This is a genomic window from Microlunatus sagamiharensis, from assembly GCF_900105785.1.
In the GTDB taxonomy this organism is placed as follows: Bacteria; Actinomycetota; Actinomycetes; order Propionibacteriales; family Propionibacteriaceae; genus Microlunatus; species Microlunatus sagamiharensis.
In genome coordinates, this window is record NZ_LT629799.1 from 2,279,641 (window position 1) to 2,305,641 (window position 26,001).

The following is a 26,001-nucleotide window of genomic DNA, read 5'->3' on the forward strand; positions in this document are numbered from 1 at the left end:
GTCGGGCTCCGCCCCGCCCCCCGAGCCCTCGTCGCCGACCACTGGTCACGGGCCAGGGAAGGTGGGGGCCTCAGGGGGCAGGGCGAGCACGACTCCTCCCCTCCTGACCAGTGGTCACTTCTGGTCACGACACGCCGGTCGGGACGACCACTGGTGACCACTGGTCGGCCAGCAGGGTGGGCGGCGGAGCCGGACATCACGCGTTGTCCAGGGGTAGGCCGGGCGGGTTGACCTCGGAGGTCTTCACGGCCTCGTTCTGGAGGTTGTACGCCTTCAACCACTGGTCGTACTGCCCGTCCTTGATCAAGACGTCGATCGCGTCGGCGACGGGCTGGGCGAGCCCGCTGTCCTTCTTCGTCGTCGCCGCGATCAGACCCTGGAGCGAGTCGCCAGCGCCCGAGTAGGTGCCGGCCGTGCGCGTCGGTGTGCTCGTGCCCGCCGACTGCTGGTCGGAGTAGGCGATGCTCGGGTTGGGGCCGAAGTAGGCGTCGATGCGACCGGACGCCAGCGCCAGGTAGGTGCTGTTGTTGTCCTTGTAGTAGCGGACCTCGAAGTCCTGGCCCTCGGCGCGGACCTTCTTCTGCCACTCGAGCAGGATCTTCTCCTGGTTGGTGCCGGAGCTGACGGCGACGGTCTTCCCGGCCAGGGCGCGGTAGTCGCCGTCGAACGTCCAGGGGTCGTCCTTCCGGACGGCGAAGGCGAGGTTGTCGTCGCGGTAGGAGGCGAAGTCGTACTTCTGCTTGCGCTCCTCGGTCACCGTGATGTTGGAGAAGCCGACGTCGAGCTGGGCGCTGTCGAGGCGGACGAACATGTTCTCCCAGGCGCTGTTCTGCAGCTCCGGCTTGAGGCCGAGCGTCGCCGCGACCAGGCGGCCGAGGTCGGGCTCCGCACCGGTCAGGGTCTTGTGGTCGTCACCGACGTAGGCCAGCGGCGGGAAGCCGGCGGGCAGCGCACCCACGCCGATGACGAGCGTCCCGCGCTCCTTGACCTTCGCCGGCAGCGCGTCGTGCAGGGCCTGCTGCGTCGGCACGCTGATCTCGGTGCGCGTCGCGGTCGTCGTGTTGTCGGCGACGACGACGGTGGTGTTGCCGTTCGCGTCCGTGCTGGGCGCGCCGGTGGTCGCGGCGTCGCTCGTGGAGCAGGCGGCGAGGGCGAGGAGGGTGACCGCGGAGGCGGCCGCGAGGGCTCGGCGTACGGGGATGGGCATGGCTGTCTCCTGGAGGTGGCGTCGCGGGGGTGCCGCGGGAGGCGTACGGGTCGGGGTGCGGTTCAGCGCACGCGGCTGAGGAACGCCGCGGTGCGGGGGTGCTGCGGATGGTCGAGGACCTCGTCGGGCGGTCCCTGCTCGACGACACGGCCGGCGTCGAGGAAGACGACGGTGTCGGCCACCTCGCGGGCGAAGCCGATCTCGTGGGTGACGATGATCATGGTGGCGCCGGCGGCCGCGAGGTCCTTGATCACCGCGAGGACCTCGCCGACGAGCTCGGGGTCGAGCGCCGAGGTCGGTTCGTCGAACAAGATCAGCTGCGGGCGCAGGGCGAGCGCGCGGGCGATCGCCACCCGCTGCTGCTGGCCACCCGAGAGCTGCCGGGGGTAGGCGTCCGCCTTGTCGGCCAGGCCCACCCGCGCGAGGAGCGCGCGGGCCTCGGCGTGGACCTCCGCCTTGTCGCGGCCGAGGGCGGCGACGGGCGCCTCGACCACGTTGCCCAGCACGCTCAGGTGCGGGAAGAGGTTGAAGCCCTGGAAGACGAAGCCGATCCGGGCCCGCTGCCGCAGGATCGCCCGCTCGCTCAGCTCGTGCAGCCGGCCGTGCGCGACGCGCACGCCGACCAGCTCGCCGTCGACGCGGACGTAGCCGGCGTCGAGCTTCTCGAGGTGGTTGACGGCGCGCAGCAGCGTCGACTTGCCCGAGCCGGAGGGCCCGAGGACGACGGTGACCGTGCCCCGCGCGACGTCGAGGTCGACCTCGTGCAGGACCTGGTGGGCGCCGAAGGACTTGCTCGCCCCGCGCACCTGCACCACCGGTGTCGCGCTCGGCACGACCCGCTGGGCCGGGGCGTCCGCGGCGGTGGCGCTCATCGGGCGACCCCCCGTCGCGTCCGGACCGCCGAGAGGATCCGCTGGGCCCGGGTCCGGCCGGCGAGGCGGTCGACGCCGCGGGCGAAGCGCTGCTCGACGAAGTACTGGAAGACCGACAGCACGCTGGTGAGGATCACGTACCAGACCGTGGCGACCATGAGCAGCGGGATGACCTGGCCGCTGTTGGTGCTGGCCTGCGTCTCGACCTGGCCGAAGAGGTCGAGCAGCGAGGTGATGTAGACGACCGAGGTGCCCTTGAGCAGCCCGATCAGCTGGTTGGCGTACGAGGGCAGGATCGCGCGCATCGCCTGGGGCAGCACGATGCGGGTGAAGCGGCGGTGGCGCGGCAGCCCGAGGGCGGCCGCAGCCTCGCGCTGGCCCGGGTCGACCGAGATGATCCCGGAGCGGACGATCTCGGAGGCGTACGCGGCCTCGTTGAGGCTGAGGCCGATGATCGCCGCGGCCTCGTAGCTGAGCAGCCGGGTCGCGTCGATGCTGAACAGCTGCGGGCCGAACGGCACCGACAGCCCGAGGCTCGGGTAGAGCGCGGTCGCGTTGGCCAGGAACAGCAGCAGCACGATCAGCGGGATCGAGCGGAAGACCCAGACGTAGACCCAGCTGACCGACTGCAGCACCGGGCTGGCCGACAGCCGCATCAGCGCCAGCACGACCCCGGCCGCGAAGCCGATCACCGCGCTCCACGCCGTCAGCTTGAGCGTGACGAGCAGGCCCTCGAGGATGATCGGCTGGAAGAACCAGTAGCCGAAGGCGTCCCACTGGTAGGCCGGGTTGGAGGCGAGGCCGCTGACGACCTGCGCGAGCAGGAGGAGGACGACGACGCTGGCCACCCAGCGCCAGGGCCGGCGCAGCGGGACGACGCGGGAGGAGACCAGCGCCTCGACGGGGTCGTCCCCGCGGACGGCAGCGGGTCGGCCGCCAGGTCGGGCGGTGTCGGGCGGGTGGTCGGCGGCGGGCGGTCGCCGTGCGGTGCTCAGGCTCATCGGACCTCGGGGCGTGCGGGAGCGTCGGCGCACGGGCCGATCGCTGCGGGTGGGGAGGTTCAGGGGCTGCGTGCGCGCAGCCGGCGTCCGCGCCGGCAGGCGGGGACGGGAGTCAGGAGGCGGGTCGGCGCGGTCGTGGGACGCTCGCGCCTACGTCTCGCTCAGCGACAGCAGGTCGGGCGTCGACAGCCCGGCATGCCGCCGGCACGCCGGGGCGCGGGAGGGCTGGCGCGGTGCGGCAGCGGTGCTGCCCGGTGCGTGGTCGTCATGCGGCGGACCTGTCCGTCGGGACCCCCGGCGGGGGTCGGCGCTTGCAGGGCTGCTCCCCTGCCGGGTCGTCACCTGGGGCACCCCACCGCTCGTGCGAGGGTTGCCGATCAGCCAGCCAGGGCTTGTCGCTGATGCTCGTGACCTGGGGAGGACGTTAGGACGCATCGCGGGTTCCTGTCAAATCCTGGTGGGTAACTAGGGAATAGCGGAACAGGTCGGGTGGGCAGGGTGTTCGATGGTGGCGTGACCAGCTCCCCCACCACCGCCCGCCCGGCGGCCGGCAGCCCCGCCCACACGCTCGACGCCGCGACGTGGTCGGCGCTGACCGGACCGCACGCGCACTTCGCGATCGGCACCGACCGAGCCCGCCGCTACCCGGCCGACGTCGCGCCCTTCGCCGCGCTCGAGTCGACCGACGACCCCGCCGCCTGGGCGGACCTGCGCGGGCTGTACGCGACGGGCGAGGTCGCGGCCCTGGCGGTCCCGGCCGGCACCGCCTGGTCGCCCCCGGACGGCTGGGAGCCGGACGGTGCGATCCCCGGCGTCCAGCTCGTGTCGACCGCGGCCCTGCGCTCCTTCCCCGACGAGGAGGCCGTCCGGCTCGGCCCGGACGACGTCGCCGAGGCGACCGACCTGGTGGCGCGGACCGAGCCCGGCCCCTTCCGGCCGCGCACGATCGAGCTCGGCACCTACCTCGGCCTGCGTCGCGACGGCCGGCTCGTCGCCATGGCCGGCGAGCGGCTCCACCCGGACGGCTGGACCGAGATCAGCGCGGTCTGCACCGACCCTGCGTACCGGCGCCAGGGCCTGGCCACCGGGCTGGTGCGCGCCGTGGCCGACCTGGTCCGCGAGCGCGGCGACGTCCCGTTCCTGCACACGAGCGCGGCGAACACCCGCGCGATCCGGCTCTACCTGGCCATGGGCTTCGACCTGCGCAGCGAGGTGCAGTTCGCGGCGGTGCGCGCCGTCTAGGGCGCGAGGCACGACCTAGCGGTGGTGGTGCTCGGGCTCGTGGGCGCGGTGGCCCACGGGCTCGAGCTGGAAGGTGCAGTGCGCCACGTCGAAGTGCTCCCCGAGGCACCCGCCGAGGGCGTCGAGGACCTGGCCCGACCGGCCCTGCTCGAGGTGGTCACCGTCGACGACGACGTGCGCGGACAGCACGGGCAGACCGCTGGTGATGGTCCAGACGTGCAGGTCGTGGACCTCGACGACGCCCGGGGTCTGCTCGATGTGCTCCCGTACGCGGTCGAGGTCGACGCCCCGCGGCGTGGCCTCGAGCAGGACGTCGACGACGTCGCGGATCAGCGACCAGGCCCGCGGCAGGATGAGGACGACGATAAGCACGGAGGCCAGCGGGTCCGCCTGGGTCCAGCCCGTCGTCCGGATGACCACGGCGGCCACGACCACGGCCACCGATCCGAGCAGGTCGCCGAGGACCTCGAGGTAGGCGCCGCGCAGGTTGAGGCTCTCGTCCTTGCCGCCGCGCAGGACGAGCAGGCCGACCACGTTGGCCACGATCCCGACCAGCGCGACGAGCAGCATCAGCCCGCTCGACACCTCGGCCGGGTCCTGCCAGCGGCGTACGGCCTCGACCAGCACGAGCACGGCGATGGCCACGAGCAGCACGCCGTTGACGAGCGCCGCGAGCACCTCCGCGCGCTGCAGCCCGAAGGTCCGCGCGCTCGTCGCGGGCCGGGCGGCGAGGACCGAGGCGATCAGCGCGATGAGCAGCCCGGCCGAGTCGGTCAGCATGTGGCCGGCGTCGGCGAGCAGGGCCAGCGAGCCGGACAGGAGCCCGCCGACCACCTCGGTGACGAACACCGCGGCGGTGATCAGCAGGACGAGCACCAGCCGCCGCCGGTGGCGCCCGGTGGCGGTCAGCGAGCCGTGCGCGTGCGCGTGGTCGTGGCCCATCAGCGCTCGACGCCCGGGCCGAGGGTGACCGCGTCGCCGGTCGCCGCGAGCAGGCGCTCGGCCGCGCCGAGGAGGTCCAGCAGCTCGTCGGGCACCGTGAGGGCGAACACCGAGGAGCGGCCGACCGGCCTCGAGGCGACCAGGCCGCAGTCGCGCAGGCAGGCGAGGTGCGCGCTGACGGTGCTCTGCGCCAGCCCGAGGTGCGCGGTGAGGTCGACGACGCGGTGCTCGCCGAGCATCAGGTGGCGCAGGATCAGCAGCCGGGTCGGCTCGGCCAGGCTCCGGAACAGCAGCACCGCGGTCTCCGGCACCGCCTCGCCGAGCGCCACCGCCCCGGATCCCGGTCCGGCATCGTGCTCGGTGGCCGTCATCGTCACCTGACGATGAAAGCGCCGACGACCGGACGAGTCAACCCCGGCCCTCCCTGGCCCGCCACCGGCGCCGGACGAGCGCCTCGACCGGCGCGGACAGGAACATCAGCAGCAGGGCGAAGAAGCCGACCGTGTCGGCGAAGACCGTCCCGACGACGAGCGCGACCACGAGCGTGGCGGTGGTCGCGGTGCTGCCGAGGAGCCGTTCCCGCGTCACGGGCGAGCGCCCCTCGCTGACCTCGGGGTGGCGGTAGGCAGTCAGCGTCAGCAGCGTCAGCGAACCGCTGGTCAGCAGCAGCGTGCCGACGTAGAGCCCGACCGTCCCGGCGGACGGCTCGTACGCGGTGATGATCGCCGTCGGGACGGGCAGGAAGACGATCGACAGCGTCCACAGCAGCGTCAGCGACACCACCGGGCGCAGGAGCCGGGAGATGTGGCTGAACAGCCGGTGGTGCGCCCACCAGAACTGGAAGATCACCACGAAGCTCAGCAGGAAGGAGCCGAAGCGGCTCGCGTTCTCCCGCAGCAGCCCGCCGAGGTCGAGCCCACGTTCCCTGCTCTCCGGCACCAGGTCGACCAGCGGCAGCACGAGCAGGGTGAGCGCGATGGCCACGACCGCGTCGGTGAAGAAGACGAGCCGTTCGGACGGGTCGAGGGGCTCCCGGTCCGACGACCCCCGCCTCACTCGATGGGGCCGGGGTCCGGGATCGGCTGCGGGTCGCCGGGCGGGCTGACCGGGGGGCCCGGGTCGGGGGTCGGGACGGGCTCGGGGCCGGTGGGCCCGGGGACCGGGCCGACGGGCTCGGTGGGGACGGGGTCGGTCGGGATCGTCACTGCTGCTCCTCCTCGAAGACGCGGGACACCTTGTGCTGGGCGGCCTGCGCGCGCGGGCGCACGGTCAGGCGGTCGACGTCGACGTGGTGCGGGAGCGAGGCGATCCAGCGGACCGTCTCGGCCACGTCCTCGGCGACGAGGGGCTCGGCCACGCCGGCGTAGACCTTGGCGGCCCGGTCCGTGTCTCCGCCGAAGCGCGTCAGCGCGAACTCGTCGGTCTTGACCATCCCCGGCGCGACGTCGTGGACGCGGACGGGTGAGTCGACCAGCTCGAGGCGCATGGCGCCCGCGACCATCCGCTCGGCCGCCTTGGCGCCGCAGTAGCCGGCGCCGCCCTCGTACGCGACGTCGGCCGCGGTCGAGGTCATGAACACGATCTGGCCCCGGTTGGCGACGAGCCGCGGGAGGAGGGCCTGCGTGACGCGGGTCGTGCCGATGACGTTGACCGCGTACATCCGCTCCCAGGCGTCGAGGTCGGCCTCGGCGACGGGCTCCTGGCCCAGGGCCATGCCGGCGTTGTTCACGAGCAGGCTGACGTCGTCGGGGACGGAGGCGGCCAGCGCCTCCACCGACGCGCGGTCGGTGACGTCGAGGACGGTCGCGATGCCGCCGATCTCGGTCGCGAGCGCCTCCACGCGGTCGGCCCGGCGGGCGGCGCAGACCACGGTCCAGCCGTCCCCGGCCAGGGCCCGCGCGGTGGCGGCCCCGATCCCGCTGCTCGCCCCGGTCACGACGGCCGTCCCTGCTGCTCCCACGCCCCCATCCTGGCCGCCGGGAAGAGTTCGGTGGCACGCGGGGTTCTCGCTGGACGTGAGCACACCCCAGACCAGCCCCGCGCCGGGCTCCACGCCCGCCACCCGCACCGTCGCCGTCACCGGCGCCACCGGCCAGCTCGGCCGCCTCGTCGTCGCAGGCCTGCTCGAGCAGCTGCCGCCCGAGCAGGTCGTCGCCGTCGTCCGCGACGCCGGCAAGGCCGCCGACCTCGGCGCAGAAGTCCGCGTCGCGCCGTACGAGGACGTGGACGCCCTCACGGCCGCCTTCGCCGGGGTCGACGTCGTCGTGTTCGTCTCGGGCAGCGAGCCGGGCATCCGGGTCCCCCAGCACACCAACGTCGTGCGCGCCGCCCAGGCTGCGGGCGTCGGGCGGGTCGCCTACACCAGCGCGCCGCGCGCCGACTCGACCACGCTGATCCTCGCGCCGGAGCACAAGGCGACCGAGGAGCTGCTGCGCTCCTCCGGGCTGACCTGGACCATCCTGCGCAACAACTGGTACTCCGAGAACTACGCGCAGACCCTCCAGCAGGCCGCAGCGACCGGCGAGGTCGTCTCCGCCGCCGGCGACGGACGCGTGGCCAGCGCCTCGCGGCCCGACTTCGCCGCGGCCACGGTCGTCGTGGCGACGACCGACGGGCACGACGGCGCGGTCTACGAGCTGGGTGGCGACACGGCGTGGACCTTCGCCGAGTTCACCGAGGCCGCCGGCGAGGCGCTCGGGCGCGACCTCACCTACGTCCCCGTCTCCCCCGCCGAGCTCGACGCGCGGCTGAGCGCGGCCGGGCTCGACGAGGGCACGCGGGGCTTCCTGGTCGGGCTCGACGTGAACATCGCCGAGGGCACCCTGGCGGAGGTCACCGGCGACCTGAGCCGGCTCACCGGCCGCCCGACGACGCCGCTCGTGGAGACGCTCAAGACCCTCGTCTGACCGTTGCCCGACCGCGTGTACGGCGTCAGAGGGCGCCGTACGCGTAGGTGGGTCTCAGGCGCACGACCAGCCGACGCTCGGCGACCATCGCGCGCCGGTAGTCGTCCCAGTCGGGGTGCTCGCCGCTGATGCCGCGGTAGAGGGCGACCAGCTCCTCGACCGCGGGGTCGTGCGGTTGCGTGGCGACGTCCGACAGCGCGACGTCGCCCTCGAGGACGGCGTAGGACCAGAAGGTCTCGCCGTCGACCTTGAGGGCGGCCCACGGCGTGCGGCGCAGGTTGTGCGTCTTCGCCCGGTCGTCGGTGGTGGAGACGCGGACGAGCCCGTCGTCGCCGACCAGGTGCACGACGTTCGACAGCTGGGGCCGTCCGTCGCGCCGCAGCGTCACGAGCACCGAGCGGTGCGTGGCCCGGGCGGCGCCCAGGCCGTCGTCGAGGTCCACGGCAGGTGGAGCGCGCGGCTAGAGCCGGCCGTCCTCGCCGGTGGTGTCCAGGACGGGCGCCTCGTCCTCGTCGTCGTAGCCGGCGGCCACGTCGGCCGCGTGGGAGTCGGCCACGCGCTCGTCGGCGCTGTCGGAGCTGTCGGCCACGCCGCCGGTGTCGGTGCCGTCGGCACCGCTCGCGGCCACATCGGCGTCGATCGACGACTCGCCGCCCGCGCCGAAGGCGCTCTCGTCGACCCGGTCGGCCTCGGGGCTGGACTCGCTCATGGGTGTGCTCCTTCGGTGTGCCTCGGCTCTGGGGCGGGCGCCGTCCGGCGCCCTGCGCCCACTGTCGCACGAGCCCCAGACGGTCGGCGGAGGGCCGGCGGGGTCCCGGTTAGCCTCGTGCGGTGAGCGAACCGACGCCGGACCTGACCCACGACGACGACCGCGGCCCCCGGGTCGAGGAACGCGCGCTCCTGCTCCCCGAGGAGCGGGCGGCGGGGAGCGACGACCCCGAGGCGCAGGCCGCCGCGATCCTCGCCGACTCCGACGAGCGCGAGGCCCGGCCGGGCCGCACCCAGCAGGAGTCGCCGCAGTCGCCGGACCTGTCCGCGGACGACTGACGCCGGACCCGGTCGGGGCGCGCCGGCTAGCTAGGAGGCGCGCGCCGCCCGGGCCTCGAGCTCGTCGGCGAGCTCCTCCAGCCAGGTGGCGACCCCGTCGGGGCCCTGCACGACGACGTCGGCGAGCCCGGACAGCGCGTCCTCCTCGTGCGAGGCCGAGCAGACGAGCAGCCCGCCCAGCCCCTCCGTGCGCAGCTGGTCGACCACCCGGAACGCGGGCAGGTCGCCGAGGTCGTCACCGACGAACACCACCTGCCGGGCCCCGCGCTCGGCGACGATCGCGCGCAGCGCGACGCCCTTGTCGATGCCGGGCGAGCGGATCTCGAGCACGTTCTTGCCCGGCTCGACGACCATCGCGTGCCGCTCGGCCAGGGCGGTCAGAGGCCCGGACAGGGTGTCGAACGACGCGTCGGGGTCGGGCAGCTGGCGGGTGTGCACGACGACGGCCCGGCCCTTGTGCTCCACGCGCGCCGCGCCCTGGCCGAGGCGGTCGAGCAGCGGCGGGATCTCGGCCTCCAGGTCGGCGACCTGGTCGGGCTCGGGCGGGATGACGAACTCGTCGGTGGCGGCGTCCCACCGCTCGACGCCGTACTGGCCGAGCACCACGAGGTGCTCCAGCCCCGCGACCCCGCGGAACCCGCCGAGGCGGACGGCGGTCTGCGCCGGGCGGCCGGTGACCACGGCCACCGTGCCCAGCAGCGGGCCCAGCCGGGCCAGCGCGGCGACCGCCCGGGGCTCGGCGTGGGCGTGGTCGGGGTCGGGGACGATCGGCGCCAGGGTGCCGTCGAAGTCGATGCCGATCAAGGTCTGCCCGGGGTGCTCCAGCACCGCGTCGAGCCGGGAGCGCGCCCGCGGGCCGGAGGTCATGGGGACGAGCCTGACAGACGGCGGGCCCCCTCGCGACCGGCGCCCGAACCACTGCCCGAACCGCTGCCCGGACCACTGCCCGTCGGTCCTGCCCCGTAGGGTCGTGGGGGTGAGTGGACGACGAGCATGACCGCCGAGGCAGAACGACCCGACGACGTGCCGGAGTCCGAGGGAGGCACCCCCACCCGCAGGGCGAACTTCGTCGTCGTGGCCAACCGGCTCCCGGTGGACCGCGTCGAGCACCCCGACGGCACGACCACCTGGCGCACCTCCCCGGGCGGCCTGGTGACCGCCCTGGAGCCCGTGATGCACTCCCACCACGGAGCCTGGGTCGGCTGGCACGGCGCCCCCGACGAGGTCCTCGACCCCTTCGAGAACGACGGGCTGGAGCTCGTGCCGGTCCCGCTGTCGGCGGGCGAGGTCGAGGACTACTACGAGGGCTTCTCGAACGCGACGCTCTGGCCGCTCTACCACGACGTGGTCGCCCCGCCGGAGTTCCGGCGGGAGTGGTGGGACGCGTACGTGCGCGTCAACCAGCGCTTCGCCGACCGGACCGCCGCCGTCGCCGACGAGGGCGCGGTGGTGTGGGTCCAGGACTACCAGCTCCAGCTCGTGCCGCAGATGCTGCGCGAGCAGCGGCCGGACCTGCACATCGGCTTCTTCCTGCACATCCCCTTCCCCCCGACCGAGCTCTACATCCAGCTGCCCTGGCGCGACCAGATCCTGCGCGGCCTCCTCGGTGCGGACCTGGTCGGCTTCCAGCTCGGCGGCGGTGCGCAGAACTTCCAGCGCCTCGTGCGCCAGCGGCTGCACCTGGACACCCGTCGCGAGTTCGTGCACGCCGCGGACGGCCGGACGGTCATGGCCCGCGCCTACCCGATCTCCATCGCCGCCGAGTCGCTGCACGAGCTCGCCTCGAGCGACAAGACCGCGGCGCGGGCGGCCGAGATCCGCGACGACCTCGGCAACCCCAAGGTGCTGCTGCTGGGCGTGGACCGGCTCGACTACACCAAGGGCCTGCCCGAGCGGATCCAGGCGTTCGGCGAGCTCGTCGCCGAGGGCCGGATCGACCCCGAGGAGGCGGCGCTGGTCCAGGTCGCCACCCCGTCGCGGGAGCGCGTCGAGCAGTACCGCCACCTGCGCGACGACATCGACCGGCAGGTCGGCCGGATCAACTCCGAGGTCGGCCGCATCGGCCGCCCGCCGATCACCTACCTGCACGCCTCCTACCCCCGCGACGAGATGGCCGCCCTCTACCGCGCGGCCGACGTCATGATCGTCACGCCGCTGCGAGACGGCATGAACCTCGTCGCCAAGGAGTACGTGGCCTGCCGGCAGGGCGACGACGGCGCGCTCGTGCTGAGCGAGTTCGCGGGCGCGGCGCGCGAGCTGCGCCAGGCGTACCTGATCAACCCGCACGACATCGACGGGCTCAAGGAGACGATCCTGGAGGCGATCAACGCGCCCGCCCGGGTCAAGGCCCGCCGGATGCGGCTGCTGCGCCGCCAGGTCTTCGAGCACGACATCGACAGCTGGGCGCGCGCCTTCCTCGACGACCTCGACCGCGTCGTGGGCGACCAGCTCGACTGGCCCGCCCGGGCGCTCGGCGGCGCGCCGACCCGCGAGCAGGGCTGACCCTGCACCCCGGACCGGGCCGACCACGAGGTCGGCCCGGGTCGTCCGGCCTCAGCCGAGCCGCGTACGCAGCCGCGCCAGGTCGTCGGACGAGAGGCCGCAGCCCTCGGTGAGGTAGCGCTCGAACGTGCCGTAGTCCTTGGTCAGCTGGTCGCGCGCCGCGCCCAGCCAGGCGAGGTCGACGCGGCCGCCCGAGTACGCCTTGGTCGCGAGGTAGTCGGCGTCGCGCTGCTCCTGGGCCACCCCGGCCACCCGCTGGGCCAGCTCGGAGAGCCAGCCCGTCCGGTCCTTGCCCCGGCGCAGTGGATGAGCACGGGGGCCTTCGAGCGGGCGACGAGGCGCAGCACGCGGCCGACCGACTCGCGGCTGGCTGCACGGGTGACGTAGCCGCGGTAGAACTCGTCGTAGGTGCCCGCGTTGCTGATCCGGTACTGGTAGCGCTTCACGCCGGGGATCGAGGGGTCGCTGCCCGAGTTCATCGCGACCATCGACTCGACGCCGAGGTCGGAGACGATGCGCTTCTCCAGCGCGCTGCAGCCGTCGAGGTCGTCGGTGCGCCACAGGTCGCGCACCCCGAGGACCGGGCGGAAGTTCCGGGCCGTGCTCAGCCGGACCCGCTCCGCCGGCCGGTCCACCGCGCCGACGCCGGAGCCCCACCAGACCGTGCCCCGCTGGAACTGCTGGGCATAGGTGTTGCGGCTGCTGATCCGGCGCTTGACCTCCCGCTTCAGCGGGGCGCCGAGCACGGCCTTGCCGCCCGCCGCGAGGTAGGTCTGCTTGATGCGGCCGACCACGGGGACCGCGGCCTGCGCCGCGCGGGGTGCTCCGACCAGGGCCGAGGCGGCGAGGCCCAGGGCGCCGCCGAGGACGACCCGGCGCGACAGCGGGCTCGCGGCCGGGAGGACGAGCTCGTCCGAGGTCTGGGTCACGGGAGTCCTCCTCGCCGCTCCGGCGGGGTCCGGGGCGTTCGTAGGACAGGAGCGTAAGCGGTGAGCGCGCGGTCGGCCGCGTCGACGACGTGACGAAGACCACCAGCCCGGACCAGCCCGGAACCGGGACGGGCGCCACGGGCGCCGCGTGGAGGAAGGGGCCGGGGCGCGGACGGGGCCCGTGAAGGGCCCCGACGCGTGGCTCCCCCGACTGGACTCGAACCAGTAACCTGCCGGTTAACAGCCGGCTGCTCTGCCAATTGAGCTACAGGGGATCGGCCTGCGGAACATTACCAGCCCGCGGAGGCCGGTCCGTACTCCGACTGCAGTTCGGCGGTCGCCCGGGCCGCCTCCTCCTCGACGCCCTCGGCGCTCCAGGTGAGCCCGCGGGTGAGGCTGGAGTGCCAGCTGAGCCCCCCGCCCTCCCCGAGGTCGCGCCGTGCGGTGATCGTGACCCCTCGCTCGCCGCGGATCGGGACGAAACGCTCGACGACGATCGTGGCCGCCACCCGCTCGCGGAACAGCTCCGGCAGCCGACCCGGTTCGCTGAGACCGACGCGACCCCGCCGACCGCCGTAGAGGGTCCAGGACAGCGAGCGCGACTCGGCGTTCCAGCCCCCGTGCTCGACGAGGTGCCAGGGGACGTGGCGCCAGCCCGACCCCTCGTCCGCGGCCGCTCGATCCGCACCGCCGTGGTCCGTCCCGTCATCGTCGTCCTCGGCGCTCGCCCGGGGCGCGTCGTCCAGCACGGAGAGCAGGGCCGGGCTGCCGACGACGAGACCGCCGTCCGAGCGCGCCCAGGCCAGGATCCGGGCCGGTGCCCCCGGGTGCGCCGCGATCGAGGCACGCCAGGCGTCGTACGCCTCCGGCGGCAGCCCGCGGGAACCGAACCGGAGCCTCATCGGGCGGCAGGACGAGAAGGCATGCCGACCATTGTGGCGCCCCGCGACGACCGGTCGCTCCCGGCGCGACCCGTGGTCCGTGCGTGCTCACGAGGCGCTCCGGGGGTCCTGACCGGTCGACCGGCCCGGGCGGCACCCCCCTGACGCCCCCCGGGCCGGTCGGTCTCACACTGTGCGCGAGGCGGGGGCGCCGCCGAAGTCCCGGATGACACCATTGACAGACCCGCCTTGGTACCGCTAGAGGATGCACGTGACGCCACCACGCTCGACGGTCGAACGGACCACCGTCGCGGCCCCGGCGGGCGCCCCCGCGGACCCGCTGCTCGACCTGGCGGGCCGGCTCGCCGCCGCGACGACCTTGACGGCGCAGGTCGACGCGACCCTCCCGTTCCTGGCCCACGAGCTCCGCGCCGCCGTGGCGGTCTTCGCGGTCGCCGGCTCGCGGGCCGCGGGGGTGCGGTGCTGGCCTCCGGACCCCCGCTGGGCGGCCGCGCTGCGCGACACCCTCGGCGCCTCCTGGGAGGGCGGTGAGCTGACCCGCTGGCACCAGCGGGTCGGGGTGGTGCCTGCGGTGAGCGTGCACGACGTGACGACCGGGTGGGGAACCCGGCCCGGGCTCGTCCTGCAGCACGCCGGCCGCGTCCTGCACGAGCTCGTGGTGGTGCCGCTCTCCCGGTCGGGGACGACCGTGACCGCCTACCTGGTCGGGCGCTACGAGCAGCCCTTCGGCCCGGCGGAGCTGGCCCGCGTCCGGGCGGTCCAGGCCGTCCTGGTCGCCTCCCACGGCCGCTTCCTCCGGCCCCCGGACCCCGCCCTGACCGCCCGGCAGCAGTCCGTGCTGCGCCTGCTGGCCGAGGGCCGGACCGTGAAGGCCATCGGCTCCCGGCTCGGCATCAGCCAGAGCACCGTCGACAAGCACGTGCGCGACCTCTACCGCCGCCTCGGCACCCAGGACCGGGCGTCGACCATCCGCTCCGCCCAGGTCCGCGGGCTGCTCGACGGGATCGTGGGCGAGGACTGGCAGGACCTGCTCATCGCGCCCGCGCGCTGACCGCCCGCGCCGCGGCGGCCGCGGTGCGGACGGCGTCACGACCCCACCTCGGCGAGCGCCTCACGCGAGCAGCGCGAGCGGAGCAGCCCCAGGGCCCGGACCTCGGCCCGGCGGACCCGCCCGAGCGGCACGCCCAGACGACGCGCGACGCCCGACAGGCTCGACGGGCCACCGCCGTCGAAGCCCATCCGCAGCTCGATCACGCTGCGGTCGAAGCCGTCGAGCGACGCGAGCAGCCCCCGCGACCACCCCGCCGGCTCGTCGCCGTCCTCGGCTGACCCGGGCGTCCCGGTCGTCCTGCCGGACAGCCGGTGCAGGGTCTCGTCGTCGAGCGCGTCCAGCGAGCGCGGGGCCCGCTGCCCGAGCAGCCTGGCGGTCCACCCCACCTCGCGCCCCAGCGCGGCGGCCACCTCCGCGACGCCCGGCTGCCGGCCGAGCTCCTGCACCAGCGCCGCCTCGACCCCACGCGCCGCCCGCAGCTGCCCGCTGCGGCTGGCGGGCATGGTGACCGCCGCGACGAAGCGGGTGGCCGCGGTGCCCACGGCGGCGCGGATCCCGTAGGTGGCGAAGGTCGAGAAGCGGACGCCGCGCCGGTGGTCGAAGCGCTCCACGGCGGCGATCAGGCCCAGGCACCCCTCCTGGAAGAGGTCCGGGTGCGCGGCGGCGCCGCCGTAGCGCGCGACGACCGCGCCGACGAGACCCAGGTTGGCCGCGACGAACTCCTGCTGCGCCGCGGCGCCGAGCGACTCGAGGACGCGGAGCTCCTCGTCCGCGGCGTCTCCCCGCCACGGCACGGCGGGGTCGTCGAGGGCCGCGCGGGCGAGCACGCCGGCCTCCACGGCCTGCGCCCAGGCGGCGACCTCCACCGTGCGCAGGTCGTCGGGGGCGGGGGTCGTCACGGCGGGCACGACGGGAGTGTTCTCTCCTCGCGCCCGGTCGTGCCGGTCGTCGGGACGGACCTGTGGACGACGGGTCGCCGCCCGGCGCAGCTGTGGACGGGCTGCCCCCGTGGACGGCGGGCTGCTAAGCCGCGCCTAGTCCTGGGCGCCGATCCGGCGGGTCTGCAGCGCCTTGCGGCGTGCCTCCAGCACCACGAGCTCGGCGAACATCGCGTTGTACTTCTGCTGCGCCTGCACCGGGTTGGTGCGTTGGAGCCGCGACTTCAGGGTCGCGATGCTCCGCATCACGGTCAGCAGCTGCAGGCCCGCGGTGTGCGCGACGACGAAGCGCTCGTCGGGCGCGCCCTGCAGGGGCAGCGGCTCCACGGTCAGGGACACGACGAGCGAGCGCAGCTGCTCCTCCTCCACCGCCTCTGTGACCCGGTGACCCCACGCGCCGCTCCCCTCGTCGGCCTGCGCCTTCTCGACGGCGGTGAAGACGGCTGCGTACGCAGGGTGGGTGAAGTCGGCGGCGCTCAGCCCGTCCCAGTGCTCGGGGAACTTGTCCGGCGCCTGCACCAGGAGCTGCGCGGTCTCGCGCTCGAGCGCGAGCTGGCGGTCGCGAGGGTCGGGCAGCGGCGTGCCCCGGGGGGCCGGGGTCGGCGATGCCGCCTCGCCACCGTCCTGAGGACCCTCGGGGCCGTCGGGGCCGCGCTGGCCCCGACCCGGCTCGGGACGGGACGGGGACGTGCGCCGGCTGGAGCGCGACGCCGCGCGCGACACCTCGGTGCGGACCTCCTCGGGGTCCATGCCGAGCAGGCCGGCGAGCTCACGGGCGTAGCCGTTGACGAGCCCGGAGTCGCGGATGCTGCCGACCAGCGGCGCGGCCTCCCGCAGGGCGGCGAGGCGCCCGTCGGCGCGGTCGAGGTCGTGCTGGTCGAGCATGTTGCTCAGCACGAAGCGGTAGAGCGGCATCCGCCGGGCCACGAGCTCGCGGACGGCGGCGTCGCCGTGCTGGAGGCGCAGGTCGCACGGGTCGAGCCCGGTCGGCTCGACCGCGACATAGGTCTGGCTGATGAAGTTCTGGTCGCCGGCGAAGACCTTGAGCGCGGCGTTCTGGCCGGCCTGGTCGCCGTCGAAGGTGAAGATCACCTCGCCGTGGAAGGCGTCGTGCTCCCCCATCAACCGCCGCAGCAGCCGCGCGTGGTCGTCGCCGAAGGCCGTCCCGCAGACGGCGACGGCGGTCTCCACGCCCGACAGGTGGGCCGCCATGACGTCGGTGTAGCCCTCGACGACCACGGCCTGGTGCTTCGCGCTGATCGGCTTGCGGGCGAGGTCGAGGCCGTAGAGCACGTGCGACTTCTTGTAGAGCGGCGTCTCGGGGGTGTTGAGGTACTTCGCCGGCATCCGGTCGTCGTCGTGCAGCCGCCGGGCCCCGAAGCCGAGCACCTGCCGCCCGGAGTCGCGGATCGGCCAGAGCAGGCGGCCCTGGAAGAAGTCCCAGCCGGACTCGCGCGCGAGGCCCGCCCGGACGAGCTCGGTGTCGGAGAAGCCGCGGCCGCGCAGGTGCCGCAGCAGCGCCCGGCCGTCGCTCGGGGCGAAGCCCACCCCGAAGCGCTCGGCCGCCTCGCGGTCGAAGCCGCGCTGGCCCAGGAACTGGCGCCCGATCAGCGCGTCCGGCGTGGTCAGCTGCTCGGCGAAGAACTCAGCCGCGGCCTGGTTGGCCTCCATGAGCCGCAGCCGGAGCCCCGGCTCCTGGCGCGGGCCGCCGCCCCCCTGGTCGGTGTAGCGCAGCACGACGCCGACGCGGTCGGCCAGCCGCTCGACGGCCTCGGCGAAGGTCAGGTTGTCGATCTTCATCTGGAAGGTGATGACGTCGCCGCCCTCCCCGCAGCCGAAGCAGTAGAAGAAGCCGCGGGCCGGGGTGACCTGGAAGCTGGGGGTCTTCTCGTCGTGGAAGGGGCACAGGCCCTTGAGCGACCCGCCGCCGGCGTTGCGCAGCGCGAGGTAGGCGCCGACGACCTCGTCGATGCGGGCCCGTTCCCGGACCGTGGCGACGTCCTCGTCGTTGATCCGGCCGGCCACGCGCGGAGTCTAGTGCGGCGCCCGCGGCCCGCCCCGGTCCTCCACAGCCAGCAGCCCGCTCACGGGCAGACTGGCCGCCGTGACCACCGCTGACCTGCAGACCTTCCTCGCGGGGGCGAGCGTCGACGACGCCGTCTTCGCGCTGCGCCCGGACTACCGCGCGCTGCTGATCGCCGTCGACGGGCTGGGACCCGCGGCCGCCGAGGGCGACGCCGAGGAGCTGCTCGTCGCGGCGGAGGCGGCGGCCGCCGCGGCCCTGGAGGCCGGCCTGGTCGAGGAGCTGCCGCACGTGGCCGCGTGGCGGGACGCCTACCGCGCCTTCGGCGCCAAGCCGCAGCGCACCCGGAACAGCGCCGAGGCCCTGCTGCGCCGGGCGGCGAAGGGGCTCCCGCGGGTGAACCGGCTGACCGACGTCTACAACGCGGTCTCGGTCCGCCACCAGGTCCCCCTCGGCGGGGAGGACCTCGCCCGCTACGCCGGCCCGCCGCGGCTGCTGCGTGCGGACGGGACCGAGACGTTCGAGACGACCGTGGACGGCGAGACCGTCGTCGAGCACCCGGAGCCGGGCGAGGTCGTGTGGTGCGACGACGCCGGGGTGACCTGCCGTCGCTGGAACTGGCGCCAGGCGCCCCGCACCGGGCTCACGCCCACCACGACCAGCGCGCTGTTCATCCTCGACGCGCTGGACCCGCTGACCGACGACCAGCTCGACGAGGCGGCGGACGAGCTCGTGTCGCACCTCGTCCGGCTCGGTGACGACGTCCGGGTCGAGCGCCGGGTGCTGCGCGCCCCGGCCGGAGGCGCGGACTAGGCGGGCGCTCCCGGCCTCAGCGGTGCCGGACCCAGACCGCCGGCTCGACGAGCGTCCCGAGGTCCGCCGCGCGGTCGACGTGCAGCGGGGCGAGGGCGTCGGGGACCACCTACGCGCCGTCGCCCGGCAGCGGGAGCCCGGTCCAGGCCTCCCACTGCGCGGCCGTGCCCGTGAACGTCTGGGACGCCGGTGCGGTGGCGAGCAGCTCCGCGCCCATCCGCAGGTGCGTCCGCAGCCACGGGTCGAAGGCGGAGCCGTCGGCACGGGTCCAGGCCGCGTACTCCTCGATCGGCGTGAGCGGGTAGCGGTGCTTGCCGGTCAGCCGCAGCGGCGCGACCACGCGGCTCAGCCCCTGCCCGGACCCGGCCTCGACCAGGCCGTCGAGGAGGCGGGCCGCCAGACCGCCACCCACCGCGTCCGGACGCACCTGCGCGGCGCACACCACCAGCGTGTCGGGCCGGTCCCCGCGCTCCCGGCCCGCCAGCGCGCGGCCGAGCGCGGCGCCGTAGCCGGCGGGCAGGTCGCCGACCGAACCGTCCCAGGCGACCGGGACGCCCCAGGCCGCGGCGCTCGCGACCCCGTCGACCAGCAGCACGACCTCCAGGTCGGCGAAGGCCGACCGCACCCGGGGCAGGTGCTCCTCGGCCAGGACGTCAGCCTCGATGAAGTCGGGCCAGCCGCCGCTGAACAGGGCGGCGAGCTCGGCCTCGGACCGCGACCGGGCGTGCAGCGGTTCGACCCGCCATGCCTGCGCAGCACCCACGCGGCCACGCTAGCGACGCGCCCGCTCAGCCGCCCGGTCGCACCCGGTGGCGCAGGTAGAGGACCCCGCCGGCGCCGACCGGGCGGCTCTCCAGCAGCTCGAGGTCCGTACGGCGCCCGGCCTGCGGGAAGAGCGGGGAGCCGCCGCCGACGAGCACCGGGTGGACCCGCGTGCGGTACTCCTCGACCAGGCCGAGCGCGGCCGCGTCCGCGGCGAGCGTGGGCCCGCCGACGGCGATGTCGCCCTCCCCGGCTCGGCACGCAGCCGCTCGACCTCCTCGGCCAGCCCGCCCGCGGCCAGGCGGTAGCTGCCCTCCACGGCGGTGAGCGTGCGGGAGAAGACGATCTTCGGCAGCGCGTTCCAGATCCTCGCGAACTCGCGCTCGGCCCCGTCGAGCGTGGCGGTGACCTCCGGGTCCTCCCAGTAGCGCATCGTCTCGTACAGGTGGCGTCCGAGCAGGTGCGCCGAGAGCCCGCGGACCTCCTCGGTGGCCAGGGCGAAGACCTCGGGGTCGGGGGCCGACCAGTCGAACCGGCCGTCCGGGCCCTTCGTGAAGCCGTCCATGGACACGCTCATCGACACCACGACCTGACGCACGCGCTCCTCCTCGCTCGGCACGGAGGATCGACCGGACGGGCCGGCCGAACTCATCGCCCCCCGCGTCACCTGGTCCGGACGACGGCGCGCTCGGGCACCGGGACCGGCGGCTCGAGCCGGGGGTGCCGGGCGCGCCACCACGGTGCCAGCCGCTCGAGCGGAGCGAAGGCGAGCCAGCAGACGACCGTCGGGGCGAAGTGGATGTAGAGCACCGAGACGGTGAAGACGTGGAAGCCGAGCCAGAACAGCGCCGCGACGAGCAGGGCCCGGCCGCGCAGCCAGAGCACGACCACCGAGCAGACCTCGGCCACCATCGAGAACCACTGCATCGCGTGCAGGACGCCCGGGTAGGGCTGCAGCAGCTGGCCGAGGCCGTGGGGACGGCGTACGACGGCCCAGAGCAGGATGTAGCTCTCCGGCCAGGTGGTCGGGTCCCAGCCGGCGTTCTTCGTCTTCACGACCGCCGAGAGAAAATAGGTCGAGACGACCCCGATCTGCACGCACTTCAGCGCCCAGCCCGCCTGGGACGACCAGCGCACGGACGACCAGCCGCCCGGCACCGCCCCGACGGTCGGCAGCACCCACAGCGCGACGACGAGGGCCAGGTGGTCGTGGTCGACCTTGCCGTAGCTGAACGCGATCGCGACCCACCAGGTGAACGCGGCCGCCACGACCCAGCCGACCAGCCGCGGCGCCCGCCCGCTCAGCCCGGCGACGCAGCCGAGCACGAGGACGGCGTACAGGGTCCAGGTCAGCGGAAGGCTCGGCGGCGGGAGGTGCAGCAGCACCGCGAGGTCGAGGGGTCGGTAGAGCTCGGGGTGCCGGCTCAGCGGGATCGGGCTGCGGATGATCGCGTGGACGTCGACGAGGACGAACACGTAGAGCACGGTGCGCAGGACCGCGACCCGGGCCTCGGGTCGCACGGGGGCGAACCACCCCGCGACCGAGCCGGGACGTGGGTGCTCGAGGGTGCTCACGGCGTCACCCGCCAGCGCGCGAGCTCGACCTGGTCGAGCGCCACGACCCGCCCGCGGTGCAGGTGGGTCCGGTCCTGGACGAGGAAGACCTCGACGGGTCGTGGTTCGGTGGGGTGCCGGCTGCTCCAGCCCTCGCTGACCGCCCGCAGGAGGCTCGGGTCGTCCTCGATCACGGGGATCCGTGCCTCGACGTCGGCCCGCCGGATGCCGGCCGTGTCCACCCGCAGCGGCAGCTCGACCCGCTCTCCGTCGGCCAGCAACCCGTAGACCCGGGTGATCACGACCGTGTCGTCGGGCCCGGGGAAGAAGGCGTACTGCGACATCGGGCCCAGGGGCCACGCCGCGTCGGTCACACGCGTCGACGCCGAGCCGTGCACCAGCAGCACGACCAGCGCCACCGCCGCCAGCACCCGCCAGGCCAGGGACGCGCGCGAAACCGGGCGCACGTCCGCGGGCGCGGGCGCGTCGACCCGACCCTGGTGCTGCGTGCTCATCGCACCAGTGTCGGGTCTCGGACGCGCCCGGCCACGCAGGCGGCGCTCAGCCGGCGGCGCTGAGCCGCTCGACCTCCTCGGCGGTCAGCTCGAGGTCGGCGGCGCTCGCCGAGTCGGTGATCGTCTTCGGGCGCGACGAGCCCGGGATCGGGATGACGACGTCGGCCAGCGCCAGCTCCCAGGCCAGGCACACGACCTGCGGGCTCACGCCGCGCTGCTCGGCGATCTCGGCGAACGGCGCGAACTTGTCGCCGAGGCCCGCCGCGTTGGTGATGCCGCCGAGCGGGCTCCAGGGCAGGAACGCGATGCCGAGCTCCGCGCAGAGCTCGAGCTCGCCCTGGCTGGTGCGGAAGGAGGGGCTGAACTGGTTCTGCACAGACGCGAGCCGGCCGCCCAGGATGTCGTTGGCCTGCCGGATCTGGTCGACGTCGGTGTTGGAGACGCCGGCGAGGCCGATCAGGCCCTCGTCGAGGAGGTCCTTCAGCGCACCGATCGACTCCTCGAAGGGCACGTCGGGGTCGGGACGGTGGAACTGGTAGAGCCCGATCTGCTCCACGCCCAGGCGCTTGGCCGACGCCTGCGCCGCCTCGCGGAGGTGCTTGGCGCTGCCGTCCTGGGTCCAGCTGCCGTCACCCGGGCGCTCGTGGCCGCCCTTGGTGGCGACGAGGACGTGCTCGGTGCTGCCACCGTAGGACTTCAGCGCGTCGGCGATGAGGGACTCGTTGTGACCGACCTCGTCGCCGTGCCAGTGGTAGGCGTCGGCGGTGTCGATGAGGGTGATGCCCGCGTCGAGCGCGGCGTGGATGGTGGCGACGGACTGGGACCGGTCCTCGGGGCGGCCCTCGATGGACATAGGCATGCCGCCGAGGCCGATCGCGGAGACGGTCTGGCCGGCGAGCTGACGTTGCTTCATGCCCCCAGCCTTACCCGGAGCCGGCGCCGTGCTGCGCCCGGGTGGGGCGCTCGCGTCACGGGGGCGCGGCCCACGGGAGCGCGAGGCGGTTCAGCGGTCGCGGTCGATGCCCTGCGGCAGCCGGGACCGGTCCCAGTCGAGCTCGCGCACGGCGAGGTCGAAGGCGAAGCGGTCGGTCATGCCCGCGACGTAGGTCACCGCGTCGCGCACGGGGTCGTCGGTGCGCACGACGGTCGTCGGCAGCCGGTCGGGGTGGGCGGCGAGGTGCTCGACGAGGGCCTTGAGCACGACCACGACGGCCCGCGACTGGGCCAGCGACTCGGGACGGACGTAGATGCGCTCGTAGTTGAAGGCGCGCAGCCCCGCGAGCGCGGCGGCGGAGTCGGGGGCCATGCCCACCTCGCCGTGCTCCTCGACCGCGCGCACCACGGCCCGGACGAAGTGGCCGAGCTGCTCGCGCCGCGTGCGCCCGGCGACGTCGGCGACCACGTCGGGGATCTCCTCGGGGCGCACGATCCCGGCGTGCACGGCGTCCTCGAGGTCGTGCGCGCAGTAGGCGATGCGGTCGGCCCAGCTGACGATCTCGCCCTCGACGGTCGCCGGCGCGGGGCGGGACCAGGAGTGGTTCCGGATGCCGTCGAGAGTCTGGGTGCAGAGGTTCAGGTCGGCGAGCGACACGTCGGCGCCCCACGGCCCGTGGTCGAAGCCGTCGGGCACGAACGCGTCGAAGGCGTCCTCGCTGGCGTGCCCGCCCGGCCCGTGCCCGCAGTCGTGGCCGAGGGCGATCGCATCGGCGAGCGTCGCGTTGACGCCGATGCCGCGCGCGATCGAGGTGGCGATCTGCGCGACCTCGAGGGCGTGGGTGAGACGGGTCCGCTGGTGGTCGGTGGGGTGCACGACGACCTGCGTCTTGCCGGCCAGGCGGCGGAACGCGGTGGAGTGCACGATCCGGTCGCGGTCGCGCTCGAAGCACGTCCGCTCGACGTCGGGCTCCTCGGGCCGGGCCCGGTCCCCCGCGCCCTCGGCGAGCGTGGCGCCGGGCCGGAGCACCTCGCGCTCGTACGCCTCCCGCACGAGCCGGTCGACCGTGCGCCCGGGACCCACGCGGGCGTCCGACCCGGCGTGCGCGCGCACGAGGCCGTGCTCGGCGACGTGCCCGCGCATGGTCCGCGCCCACTGCTGCGCGCGCGCCGAGGGCTCGGGGGCGGTGTCAGCCACCCGAGACGTGCTCGTCGTCGTCGAGGTCCAGGGCCGCGCCGGACGTGTCGTCGAGCCAGTGCTCGGGCAGGGCGACCTTCGCCTTGGGCGCGCCCTGGCGCCCGCGGGGCGTGCCGAGCTCGCCGACCGGGAAGGGCAGGTCGAGCTCGAGCGCGGCGAGCGCGACGTCCAGCTCCTCGAACGAGGACACCATCGCCAGCGCCCGGCGCGTGTCGCCGCCCACCGGGTAGCCCTTGAGGTACCACGCCATGTGCTTGCGCAGGTCGGTCAGCGCGCGGCGCTCGCCGTGCTCCGGGTCGTCCTGCAGGCCGGCGAGGAGCCCGGCGTGGCGGCGGATGGTCGCGGCGACCTCGCCGGAGGTCGGCAGCGCGCGGCGACCGGTGTCCTCACCGCCGCCGAGCGCGACGGCCAGGTCGTGGAACAGCCACGGCCGGCCGAGGCACCCGCGCCCGACGACCACGCCGTCGGCGCCGGTCTGGTCGAGCATGCGGACGGCGTCGTCGGCCTCCCACACGTCGCCGTTGCCGAGGACGCGGATCGACGACACGTGCTCCTTGAGCTTGGCGATCGTCGACCAGTCGGCGTGGCCGGAGTAGGACTGCTGCGCGGTCCGCCCGTGCAGGGCGATCGAGGCGCAGCCCTCCTCCTCGGCGATCGTGCCCGCGTCGAGGTAGGTGACGTGGTCGTCGTCGATGCCGATCCGCGTCTTCATCGTGACCGGGACGCCGTACGGCTGGGCAGCACCGACGACCGCGCGCAGGATCGCGCGCAGGCGGTCGCGCTTCCACGGCAGCGCCGCCCCGCCGCCCTTGCGGGTGACCTTGGGGACCGGGCAGCCGAAGTTCAGGTCGACGTGGCGCACGGCGAAGTCCTCGCAGAGGATCTGCGTCGCGTCGGCCATCGTCGCCGGGTCGACGCCGTAGAGCTGGACGCTGCGCGTCGTCTCCCCCGGGTCGAACTGCAGCATCGCCATCGTCTTGCGGTCGCGCTCGACGATCCCGCGGCTGGTGATCATCTCGCAGACGAAGAGACCGTCCGTGCCGCCGCCGGCCTCGTGCTGCTCGCGGCAGAGCTGCCGGTACGCCGCGTTCGTCACGCCCGCCATGGGGGCGAGCTCGACCACAGCCTGTCGAGGAGAACGCCCGTCGACAGGCTCAGGGATCGTGGTGACGTCCGGACCCGTGGCCATCAGCAGCCCGGCAGGCGCGCGCCCAGGTAGGCGACGACCTGGTCGAGGGCGACGCGCTCCTGCGTCATCTCGTCGCGCGAGCGGATGGTCACGGCCTGGTCCTCGAGGGTGTCGAAGTCGACCGTCACGCAGAACGGCGTGCCGATCTCGTCCTGGCGGCGGTAGCGGCGACCGATGGCCTGGGCGTCGTCGAAGTCGACGTTCCAGTGCTTGCGCAGCTCGGCGGCGAGGTCGCGGGCCTTGGGCGAGAGCGCCTCGTTGCGCGACAGCGGCAGCACCGCGGCCTTGACCGGCGACAGGCGCGGGTCGAGCTTGAGCACCGTGCGCTTGTCGACGCCGCCCTTGGTGTTCGGCGCCTCGTCCTCGGTGTAGGCGTCGACGAGGAAGGCCATCAGCGACCGCGTGAGACCGGCTGCGGGCTCGATCACGTACGGCACGAAGCGCTCGTTGCTGGCCTGGTCGAAGAACGACAGGTCGGTGCCCGAGTGCTCGGAGTGCGTCTTGAGGTCGAAGTCGGTGCGGTTCGCGATGCCCTCGAGCTCGCCGAACTCCCCCGCCGCGAAGCCGAAGCGGTACTCGATGTCGACGGTCCGCTTGGAGTAGTGCGACAGCTTCTCCTGCGGGTGCTCGAAGTGCCGCAGGTTGGCCGGGTCGATGCCGAGGTCGACGTACCAGCGGGTGCGCTCGTCGATCCAGTACTGGTGCCACTCCTCGTCGCTGCCCGGCACGACGAAGAACTCCATCTCCATCTGCTCGAACTCACGGGTGCGGAAGATGAAGTTGCCCGGCGTGATCTCGTTGCGGAAGCTCTTGCCGACCTGGCCGATGCCGAACGGCGGCTTCTTGCGCGAGGTCTGCACGACGTTGGCGAAGTTCACGAAGATGCCCTGCGCGGTCTCGGGGCGCAGGTAGTGCAGCCCGGACTCGTCCTCGACCGGGCCGAGGTGGGTCTTGAGCATCATGTTGAAGTCGCGCGGCTCGGTGTACTGGCCGCGGGTGCCGCAGTTGGGGCACGGGACCACCGCCAGGTCGACGGTGTCGGGGTCGTCGACCTTGTGCTTGTCGGCGTAGCCCTCCTGCAGGTGGTCCGCGCGGAAGCGCTTGTGGCAGTGCAGGCACTCCACCAGCGGGTCGGTGAAGACACCGACGTGGCCCGAGGCGACCCACACCTGGCGGGGCAGGATGACCGAGGAGTCGAGGCCGACGACGTCGTCGCGGCCCTGCACGACCGAGCGCCACCACTGGCGCTTGATGTTCTCCTTGAGCTCGGTGCCGAGGGGCCCGTAGTCCCAGGCCGACCGCGTCCCGCCGTAGATCTCGCCGGACGGGAAGACGAACCCCCGTCGCTTGCACAGGCTGATGACGTTGTCGAGGGTGGTCGGCGCCACGAGATGAGCTCCAAACAGGTGCGGTCCCGCCGCCCCCGGCTGGGACGGCACGACCGCTCAGCCTACCGGGGCGTACGGGTCCGGGGG

General features: G+C 74.3%; 29 protein-coding genes, 1 tRNA gene and 1 riboswitch. Of the genes, 6 read left to right on the forward strand and 24 right to left on the reverse strand.

Features of this window, described 5'->3' with window-relative positions; all coding sequences use genetic code 11:
* Positions 1-196: 196 nt before the first annotated feature.
* The 3 genes from BLU42_RS10320 to BLU42_RS10330 all read right to left on the reverse strand — a co-directional run bounded on the left by BLU42_RS10320 (position 197) and on the right by BLU42_RS10330 (position 3,080).
* Entirely contained in the window at positions 197-1,207 is a 1,011-nt protein-coding gene (locus tag BLU42_RS10320) for an ABC transporter substrate-binding protein (RefSeq protein ID WP_091074353.1), read from the reverse strand.
* 62 nt (positions 1,208-1,269) lie between these two features.
* Complete coding sequence (locus BLU42_RS10325; RefSeq protein WP_091074354.1) at positions 1,270-2,079, reverse strand: amino acid ABC transporter ATP-binding protein; 810 nt, start codon at positions 2,077-2,079, stop codon at positions 1,270-1,272.
* Complete coding sequence (locus tag BLU42_RS10330; protein WP_091074355.1) at positions 2,076-3,080, reverse strand: amino acid ABC transporter permease; 1,005 nt, start codon at positions 3,078-3,080, stop codon at positions 2,076-2,078. The genes BLU42_RS10325 and BLU42_RS10330 overlap by 4 nt, the downstream gene beginning before the upstream one ends.
* A gap of 302 nt (positions 3,081-3,382) precedes the next feature.
* Positions 3,383-3,493: riboswitch (SAM riboswitch) on the reverse strand.
* Between the two features lie 100 nt (positions 3,494-3,593).
* On the opposite strand from BLU42_RS10330, the gene BLU42_RS10335 reads away from it, so the two are divergent.
* The gene (locus tag BLU42_RS10335) at positions 3,594-4,322 is read left to right on the forward strand and encodes a GNAT family N-acetyltransferase (protein WP_091074356.1); all 729 of its coding nucleotides are present in this window, start codon (positions 3,594-3,596) and stop codon (positions 4,320-4,322) included.
* A 15-nt stretch (positions 4,323-4,337) separates the two neighbouring features.
* On the opposite strand, the gene BLU42_RS10340 is transcribed toward BLU42_RS10335, so the two are convergent.
* Genes BLU42_RS10340 through BLU42_RS10355 form a run of 5 tightly spaced genes read right to left on the reverse strand, consistent with a single transcriptional unit; the run spans position 4,338 to position 7,224 of the window.
* Positions 4,338-5,264 carry a cation diffusion facilitator family transporter gene (locus BLU42_RS10340; RefSeq protein ID WP_091074357.1) on the reverse strand — a complete coding sequence of 309 codons (927 nt, stop codon included), beginning with the start codon at positions 5,262-5,264 and terminating at the stop codon, positions 4,338-4,340.
* Positions 5,264-5,635 (reverse strand): ArsR/SmtB family transcription factor, encoded by a 372-nt coding sequence (locus BLU42_RS10345; protein ID WP_091074358.1) that lies wholly within the window; start codon positions 5,633-5,635, stop codon positions 5,264-5,266. Before BLU42_RS10345 ends, BLU42_RS10340 begins: the two co-directional genes overlap by 1 nt.
* A 37-nt stretch (positions 5,636-5,672) precedes the next feature.
* Positions 5,673-6,320, reverse strand: coding sequence for a TMEM175 family protein (locus BLU42_RS10350; RefSeq protein WP_091074359.1), 648 nt, complete (start codon positions 6,318-6,320; stop codon positions 5,673-5,675).
* On the reverse strand, positions 6,317-6,469 hold the full coding sequence (locus BLU42_RS20600) for a hypothetical protein (RefSeq protein WP_157719927.1): 153 nt from the start codon (positions 6,467-6,469) through the stop codon (positions 6,317-6,319). The genes BLU42_RS10350 and BLU42_RS20600 overlap by 4 nt, the downstream gene beginning before the upstream one ends.
* Complete coding sequence (locus tag BLU42_RS10355; protein WP_091074360.1) at positions 6,466-7,224, reverse strand: SDR family NAD(P)-dependent oxidoreductase; 759 nt, start codon at positions 7,222-7,224, stop codon at positions 6,466-6,468. The genes BLU42_RS20600 and BLU42_RS10355 overlap by 4 nt, the downstream gene beginning before the upstream one ends.
* 55 nt (positions 7,225-7,279) lie before the next feature.
* Here BLU42_RS10355 and BLU42_RS10360 point away from each other — a divergent pair, with 55 nt between their 5' ends.
* Positions 7,280-8,170: an SDR family oxidoreductase gene (locus tag BLU42_RS10360; RefSeq protein ID WP_091074361.1), complete on the forward strand. Its 891-nt coding sequence runs from the start codon at positions 7,280-7,282 to the stop codon at positions 8,168-8,170.
* 25 nt (positions 8,171-8,195) lie between these two features.
* Here the strand turns inward: BLU42_RS10360 and BLU42_RS10365 are convergent, their stop codons facing one another.
* Positions 8,196-8,612, reverse strand: coding sequence for a PPOX class F420-dependent oxidoreductase (locus BLU42_RS10365; protein ID WP_091074362.1), 417 nt, complete (start codon positions 8,610-8,612; stop codon positions 8,196-8,198).
* A gap of 18 nt (positions 8,613-8,630) precedes the next feature.
* Positions 8,631-8,879: a hypothetical protein gene (locus tag BLU42_RS10370; protein ID WP_091074363.1), complete on the reverse strand. Its 249-nt coding sequence runs from the start codon at positions 8,877-8,879 to the stop codon at positions 8,631-8,633.
* A gap of 122 nt (positions 8,880-9,001) precedes the next feature.
* On the opposite strand from BLU42_RS10370, the gene BLU42_RS10375 reads away from it, so the two are divergent.
* Positions 9,002-9,217 (forward strand): hypothetical protein, encoded by a 216-nt coding sequence (locus BLU42_RS10375; protein ID WP_197680403.1) that lies wholly within the window; start codon positions 9,002-9,004, stop codon positions 9,215-9,217.
* 30 nt (positions 9,218-9,247) lie between these two features.
* On the opposite strand, the gene otsB is transcribed toward BLU42_RS10375, so the two are convergent.
* The gene (otsB, locus tag BLU42_RS10380; protein ID WP_091074364.1) at positions 9,248-10,084 is read right to left on the reverse strand and encodes a trehalose-phosphatase; all 837 of its coding nucleotides are present in this window, start codon (positions 10,082-10,084) and stop codon (positions 9,248-9,250) included.
* A 126-nt stretch (positions 10,085-10,210) separates the two neighbouring features.
* Between otsB and BLU42_RS10385 the strand changes: the two genes are divergently transcribed.
* On the forward strand, positions 10,211-11,719 hold the full coding sequence (locus BLU42_RS10385; RefSeq protein WP_091074365.1) for an alpha,alpha-trehalose-phosphate synthase (UDP-forming): 1,509 nt from the start codon (positions 10,211-10,213) through the stop codon (positions 11,717-11,719).
* Positions 11,720-11,770: 51 nt separating this feature from the next.
* On the opposite strand, the gene BLU42_RS21410 is transcribed toward BLU42_RS10385, so the two are convergent.
* From BLU42_RS21410 to BLU42_RS10400, 3 genes are all read right to left on the reverse strand, one after another.
* Complete coding sequence (locus tag BLU42_RS21410) at positions 11,771-11,962, reverse strand: tyrosine-protein phosphatase (protein ID WP_231918091.1); 192 nt, start codon at positions 11,960-11,962, stop codon at positions 11,771-11,773.
* A gap of 885 nt (positions 11,963-12,847) precedes the next feature.
* Positions 12,848-12,923: transfer RNA gene (locus tag BLU42_RS10395), tRNA-Asn, on the reverse strand.
* A gap of 15 nt (positions 12,924-12,938) precedes the next feature.
* Positions 12,939-13,550, reverse strand: coding sequence for a hypothetical protein (locus BLU42_RS10400; RefSeq protein ID WP_091074366.1), 612 nt, complete (start codon positions 13,548-13,550; stop codon positions 12,939-12,941).
* Between the two features lie 250 nt (positions 13,551-13,800).
* On the opposite strand from BLU42_RS10400, the gene BLU42_RS21095 reads away from it, so the two are divergent.
* Positions 13,801-14,601, forward strand: a complete 801-nt coding sequence (locus tag BLU42_RS21095; RefSeq protein ID WP_197680404.1) for a LuxR C-terminal-related transcriptional regulator — start codon at positions 13,801-13,803, stop codon at positions 14,599-14,601.
* Between the two features lie 35 nt (positions 14,602-14,636).
* Here the strand turns inward: BLU42_RS21095 and BLU42_RS10410 are convergent, their stop codons facing one another.
* Both BLU42_RS10410 and dnaG read right to left on the reverse strand, forming a co-directional pair.
* Positions 14,637-15,509: a sigma-70 family RNA polymerase sigma factor gene (locus BLU42_RS10410; protein WP_157719929.1), complete on the reverse strand. Its 873-nt coding sequence runs from the start codon at positions 15,507-15,509 to the stop codon at positions 14,637-14,639.
* Between the two features lie 126 nt (positions 15,510-15,635).
* Entirely contained in the window at positions 15,636-17,564 is a 1,929-nt protein-coding gene (gene dnaG, locus BLU42_RS10415; protein WP_091074369.1) for a DNA primase, read from the reverse strand.
* 79 nt (positions 17,565-17,643) lie between these two features.
* On the opposite strand from dnaG, the gene BLU42_RS10420 reads away from it, so the two are divergent.
* A complete protein-coding gene (locus BLU42_RS10420) occupies positions 17,644-18,375 on the forward strand; it encodes a B3/B4 domain-containing protein (protein ID WP_091074370.1) in 732 nt (243 codons plus the stop codon).
* Between the two features lie 109 nt (positions 18,376-18,484).
* Here BLU42_RS10420 and BLU42_RS10425 read toward each other — a convergent pair whose 3' ends face one another.
* The 8 genes from BLU42_RS10425 to BLU42_RS10460 all read right to left on the reverse strand — a co-directional run bounded on the left by BLU42_RS10425 (position 18,485) and on the right by BLU42_RS10460 (position 25,914).
* The gene (locus BLU42_RS10425) at positions 18,485-19,138 is read right to left on the reverse strand and encodes a hypothetical protein (RefSeq protein ID WP_197680405.1); all 654 of its coding nucleotides are present in this window, start codon (positions 19,136-19,138) and stop codon (positions 18,485-18,487) included.
* Between the two features lie 25 nt (positions 19,139-19,163).
* Complete coding sequence (locus BLU42_RS10430; RefSeq protein WP_197680795.1) at positions 19,164-19,763, reverse strand: dihydrofolate reductase family protein; 600 nt, start codon at positions 19,761-19,763, stop codon at positions 19,164-19,166.
* A 37-nt stretch (positions 19,764-19,800) separates the two neighbouring features.
* Positions 19,801-20,712: a hypothetical protein gene (locus tag BLU42_RS10435; protein WP_091074371.1), complete on the reverse strand. Its 912-nt coding sequence runs from the start codon at positions 20,710-20,712 to the stop codon at positions 19,801-19,803.
* On the reverse strand, positions 20,709-21,206 hold the full coding sequence (locus BLU42_RS10440) for a hypothetical protein (protein ID WP_091074372.1): 498 nt from the start codon (positions 21,204-21,206) through the stop codon (positions 20,709-20,711). Before BLU42_RS10440 ends, BLU42_RS10435 begins: the two co-directional genes overlap by 4 nt.
* A 46-nt stretch (positions 21,207-21,252) precedes the next feature.
* Positions 21,253-22,119: an aldo/keto reductase gene (locus BLU42_RS10445; protein ID WP_091074373.1), complete on the reverse strand. Its 867-nt coding sequence runs from the start codon at positions 22,117-22,119 to the stop codon at positions 21,253-21,255.
* Positions 22,120-22,209: 90 nt separating this feature from the next.
* A complete protein-coding gene (locus BLU42_RS10450) occupies positions 22,210-23,283 on the reverse strand; it encodes an HD domain-containing protein (RefSeq protein ID WP_091080135.1) in 1,074 nt (357 codons plus the stop codon).
* A 46-nt stretch (positions 23,284-23,329) separates the two neighbouring features.
* Positions 23,330-24,526, reverse strand: coding sequence for a tRNA dihydrouridine synthase DusB (gene dusB, locus BLU42_RS10455; protein ID WP_091074374.1), 1,197 nt, complete (start codon positions 24,524-24,526; stop codon positions 23,330-23,332).
* Entirely contained in the window at positions 24,526-25,914 is a 1,389-nt protein-coding gene (locus BLU42_RS10460; protein WP_331715228.1) for a glycine--tRNA ligase, read from the reverse strand. The genes dusB and BLU42_RS10460 overlap by 1 nt, the downstream gene beginning before the upstream one ends.
* Between the last annotated feature and the right edge of the window lie 87 nt (positions 25,915-26,001).

Excerpts from the sequence above, each read along its gene's own strand:
- dusB (WP_091074374.1), bottom strand. The coding sequence starts at position 24,526 with ATGGCCACGGGTCCGGACGTCACCACGATCCCTGAGCCTGTCGACGGG.
- BLU42_RS10320 (WP_091074353.1), bottom strand. The coding sequence starts at position 1,207 with ATGCCCATCCCCGTACGCCGAGCCCTCGCGGCCGCCTCCGCGGTCACC.
- BLU42_RS10400 (WP_091074366.1), bottom strand. The coding sequence starts at position 13,550 with ATGAGGCTCCGGTTCGGTTCCCGCGGGCTGCCGCCGGAGGCGTACGAC.
- BLU42_RS10340 (WP_091074357.1), bottom strand. The coding sequence starts at position 5,264 with ATGGGCCACGACCACGCGCACGCGCACGGCTCGCTGACCGCCACCGGG.
- BLU42_RS10445 (WP_091074373.1), bottom strand. The coding sequence starts at position 22,119 with ATGAAGCAACGTCAGCTCGCCGGCCAGACCGTCTCCGCGATCGGCCTC.
- BLU42_RS10345 (WP_091074358.1), bottom strand. The coding sequence starts at position 5,635 with ATGACGGCCACCGAGCACGATGCCGGACCGGGATCCGGGGCGGTGGCG.
- BLU42_RS10450 (WP_091080135.1), bottom strand. The coding sequence starts at position 23,283 with ATGCGCGGGCACGTCGCCGAGCACGGCCTCGTGCGCGCGCACGCCGGG.
- BLU42_RS10330 (WP_091074355.1), bottom strand. The coding sequence starts at position 3,080 with ATGAGCCTGAGCACCGCACGGCGACCGCCCGCCGCCGACCACCCGCCC.
- BLU42_RS10440 (WP_091074372.1), bottom strand. The coding sequence starts at position 21,206 with ATGAGCACGCAGCACCAGGGTCGGGTCGACGCGCCCGCGCCCGCGGAC.
- BLU42_RS10325 (WP_091074354.1), bottom strand. The coding sequence starts at position 2,079 with ATGAGCGCCACCGCCGCGGACGCCCCGGCCCAGCGGGTCGTGCCGAGC.
- BLU42_RS10370 (WP_091074363.1), bottom strand. The coding sequence starts at position 8,879 with ATGAGCGAGTCCAGCCCCGAGGCCGACCGGGTCGACGAGAGCGCCTTC.
- BLU42_RS10385 (WP_091074365.1), top strand. The coding sequence starts at position 10,211 with ATGACCGCCGAGGCAGAACGACCCGACGACGTGCCGGAGTCCGAGGGA.
- otsB (WP_091074364.1), bottom strand. The coding sequence starts at position 10,084 with ATGACCTCCGGCCCGCGGGCGCGCTCCCGGCTCGACGCGGTGCTGGAG.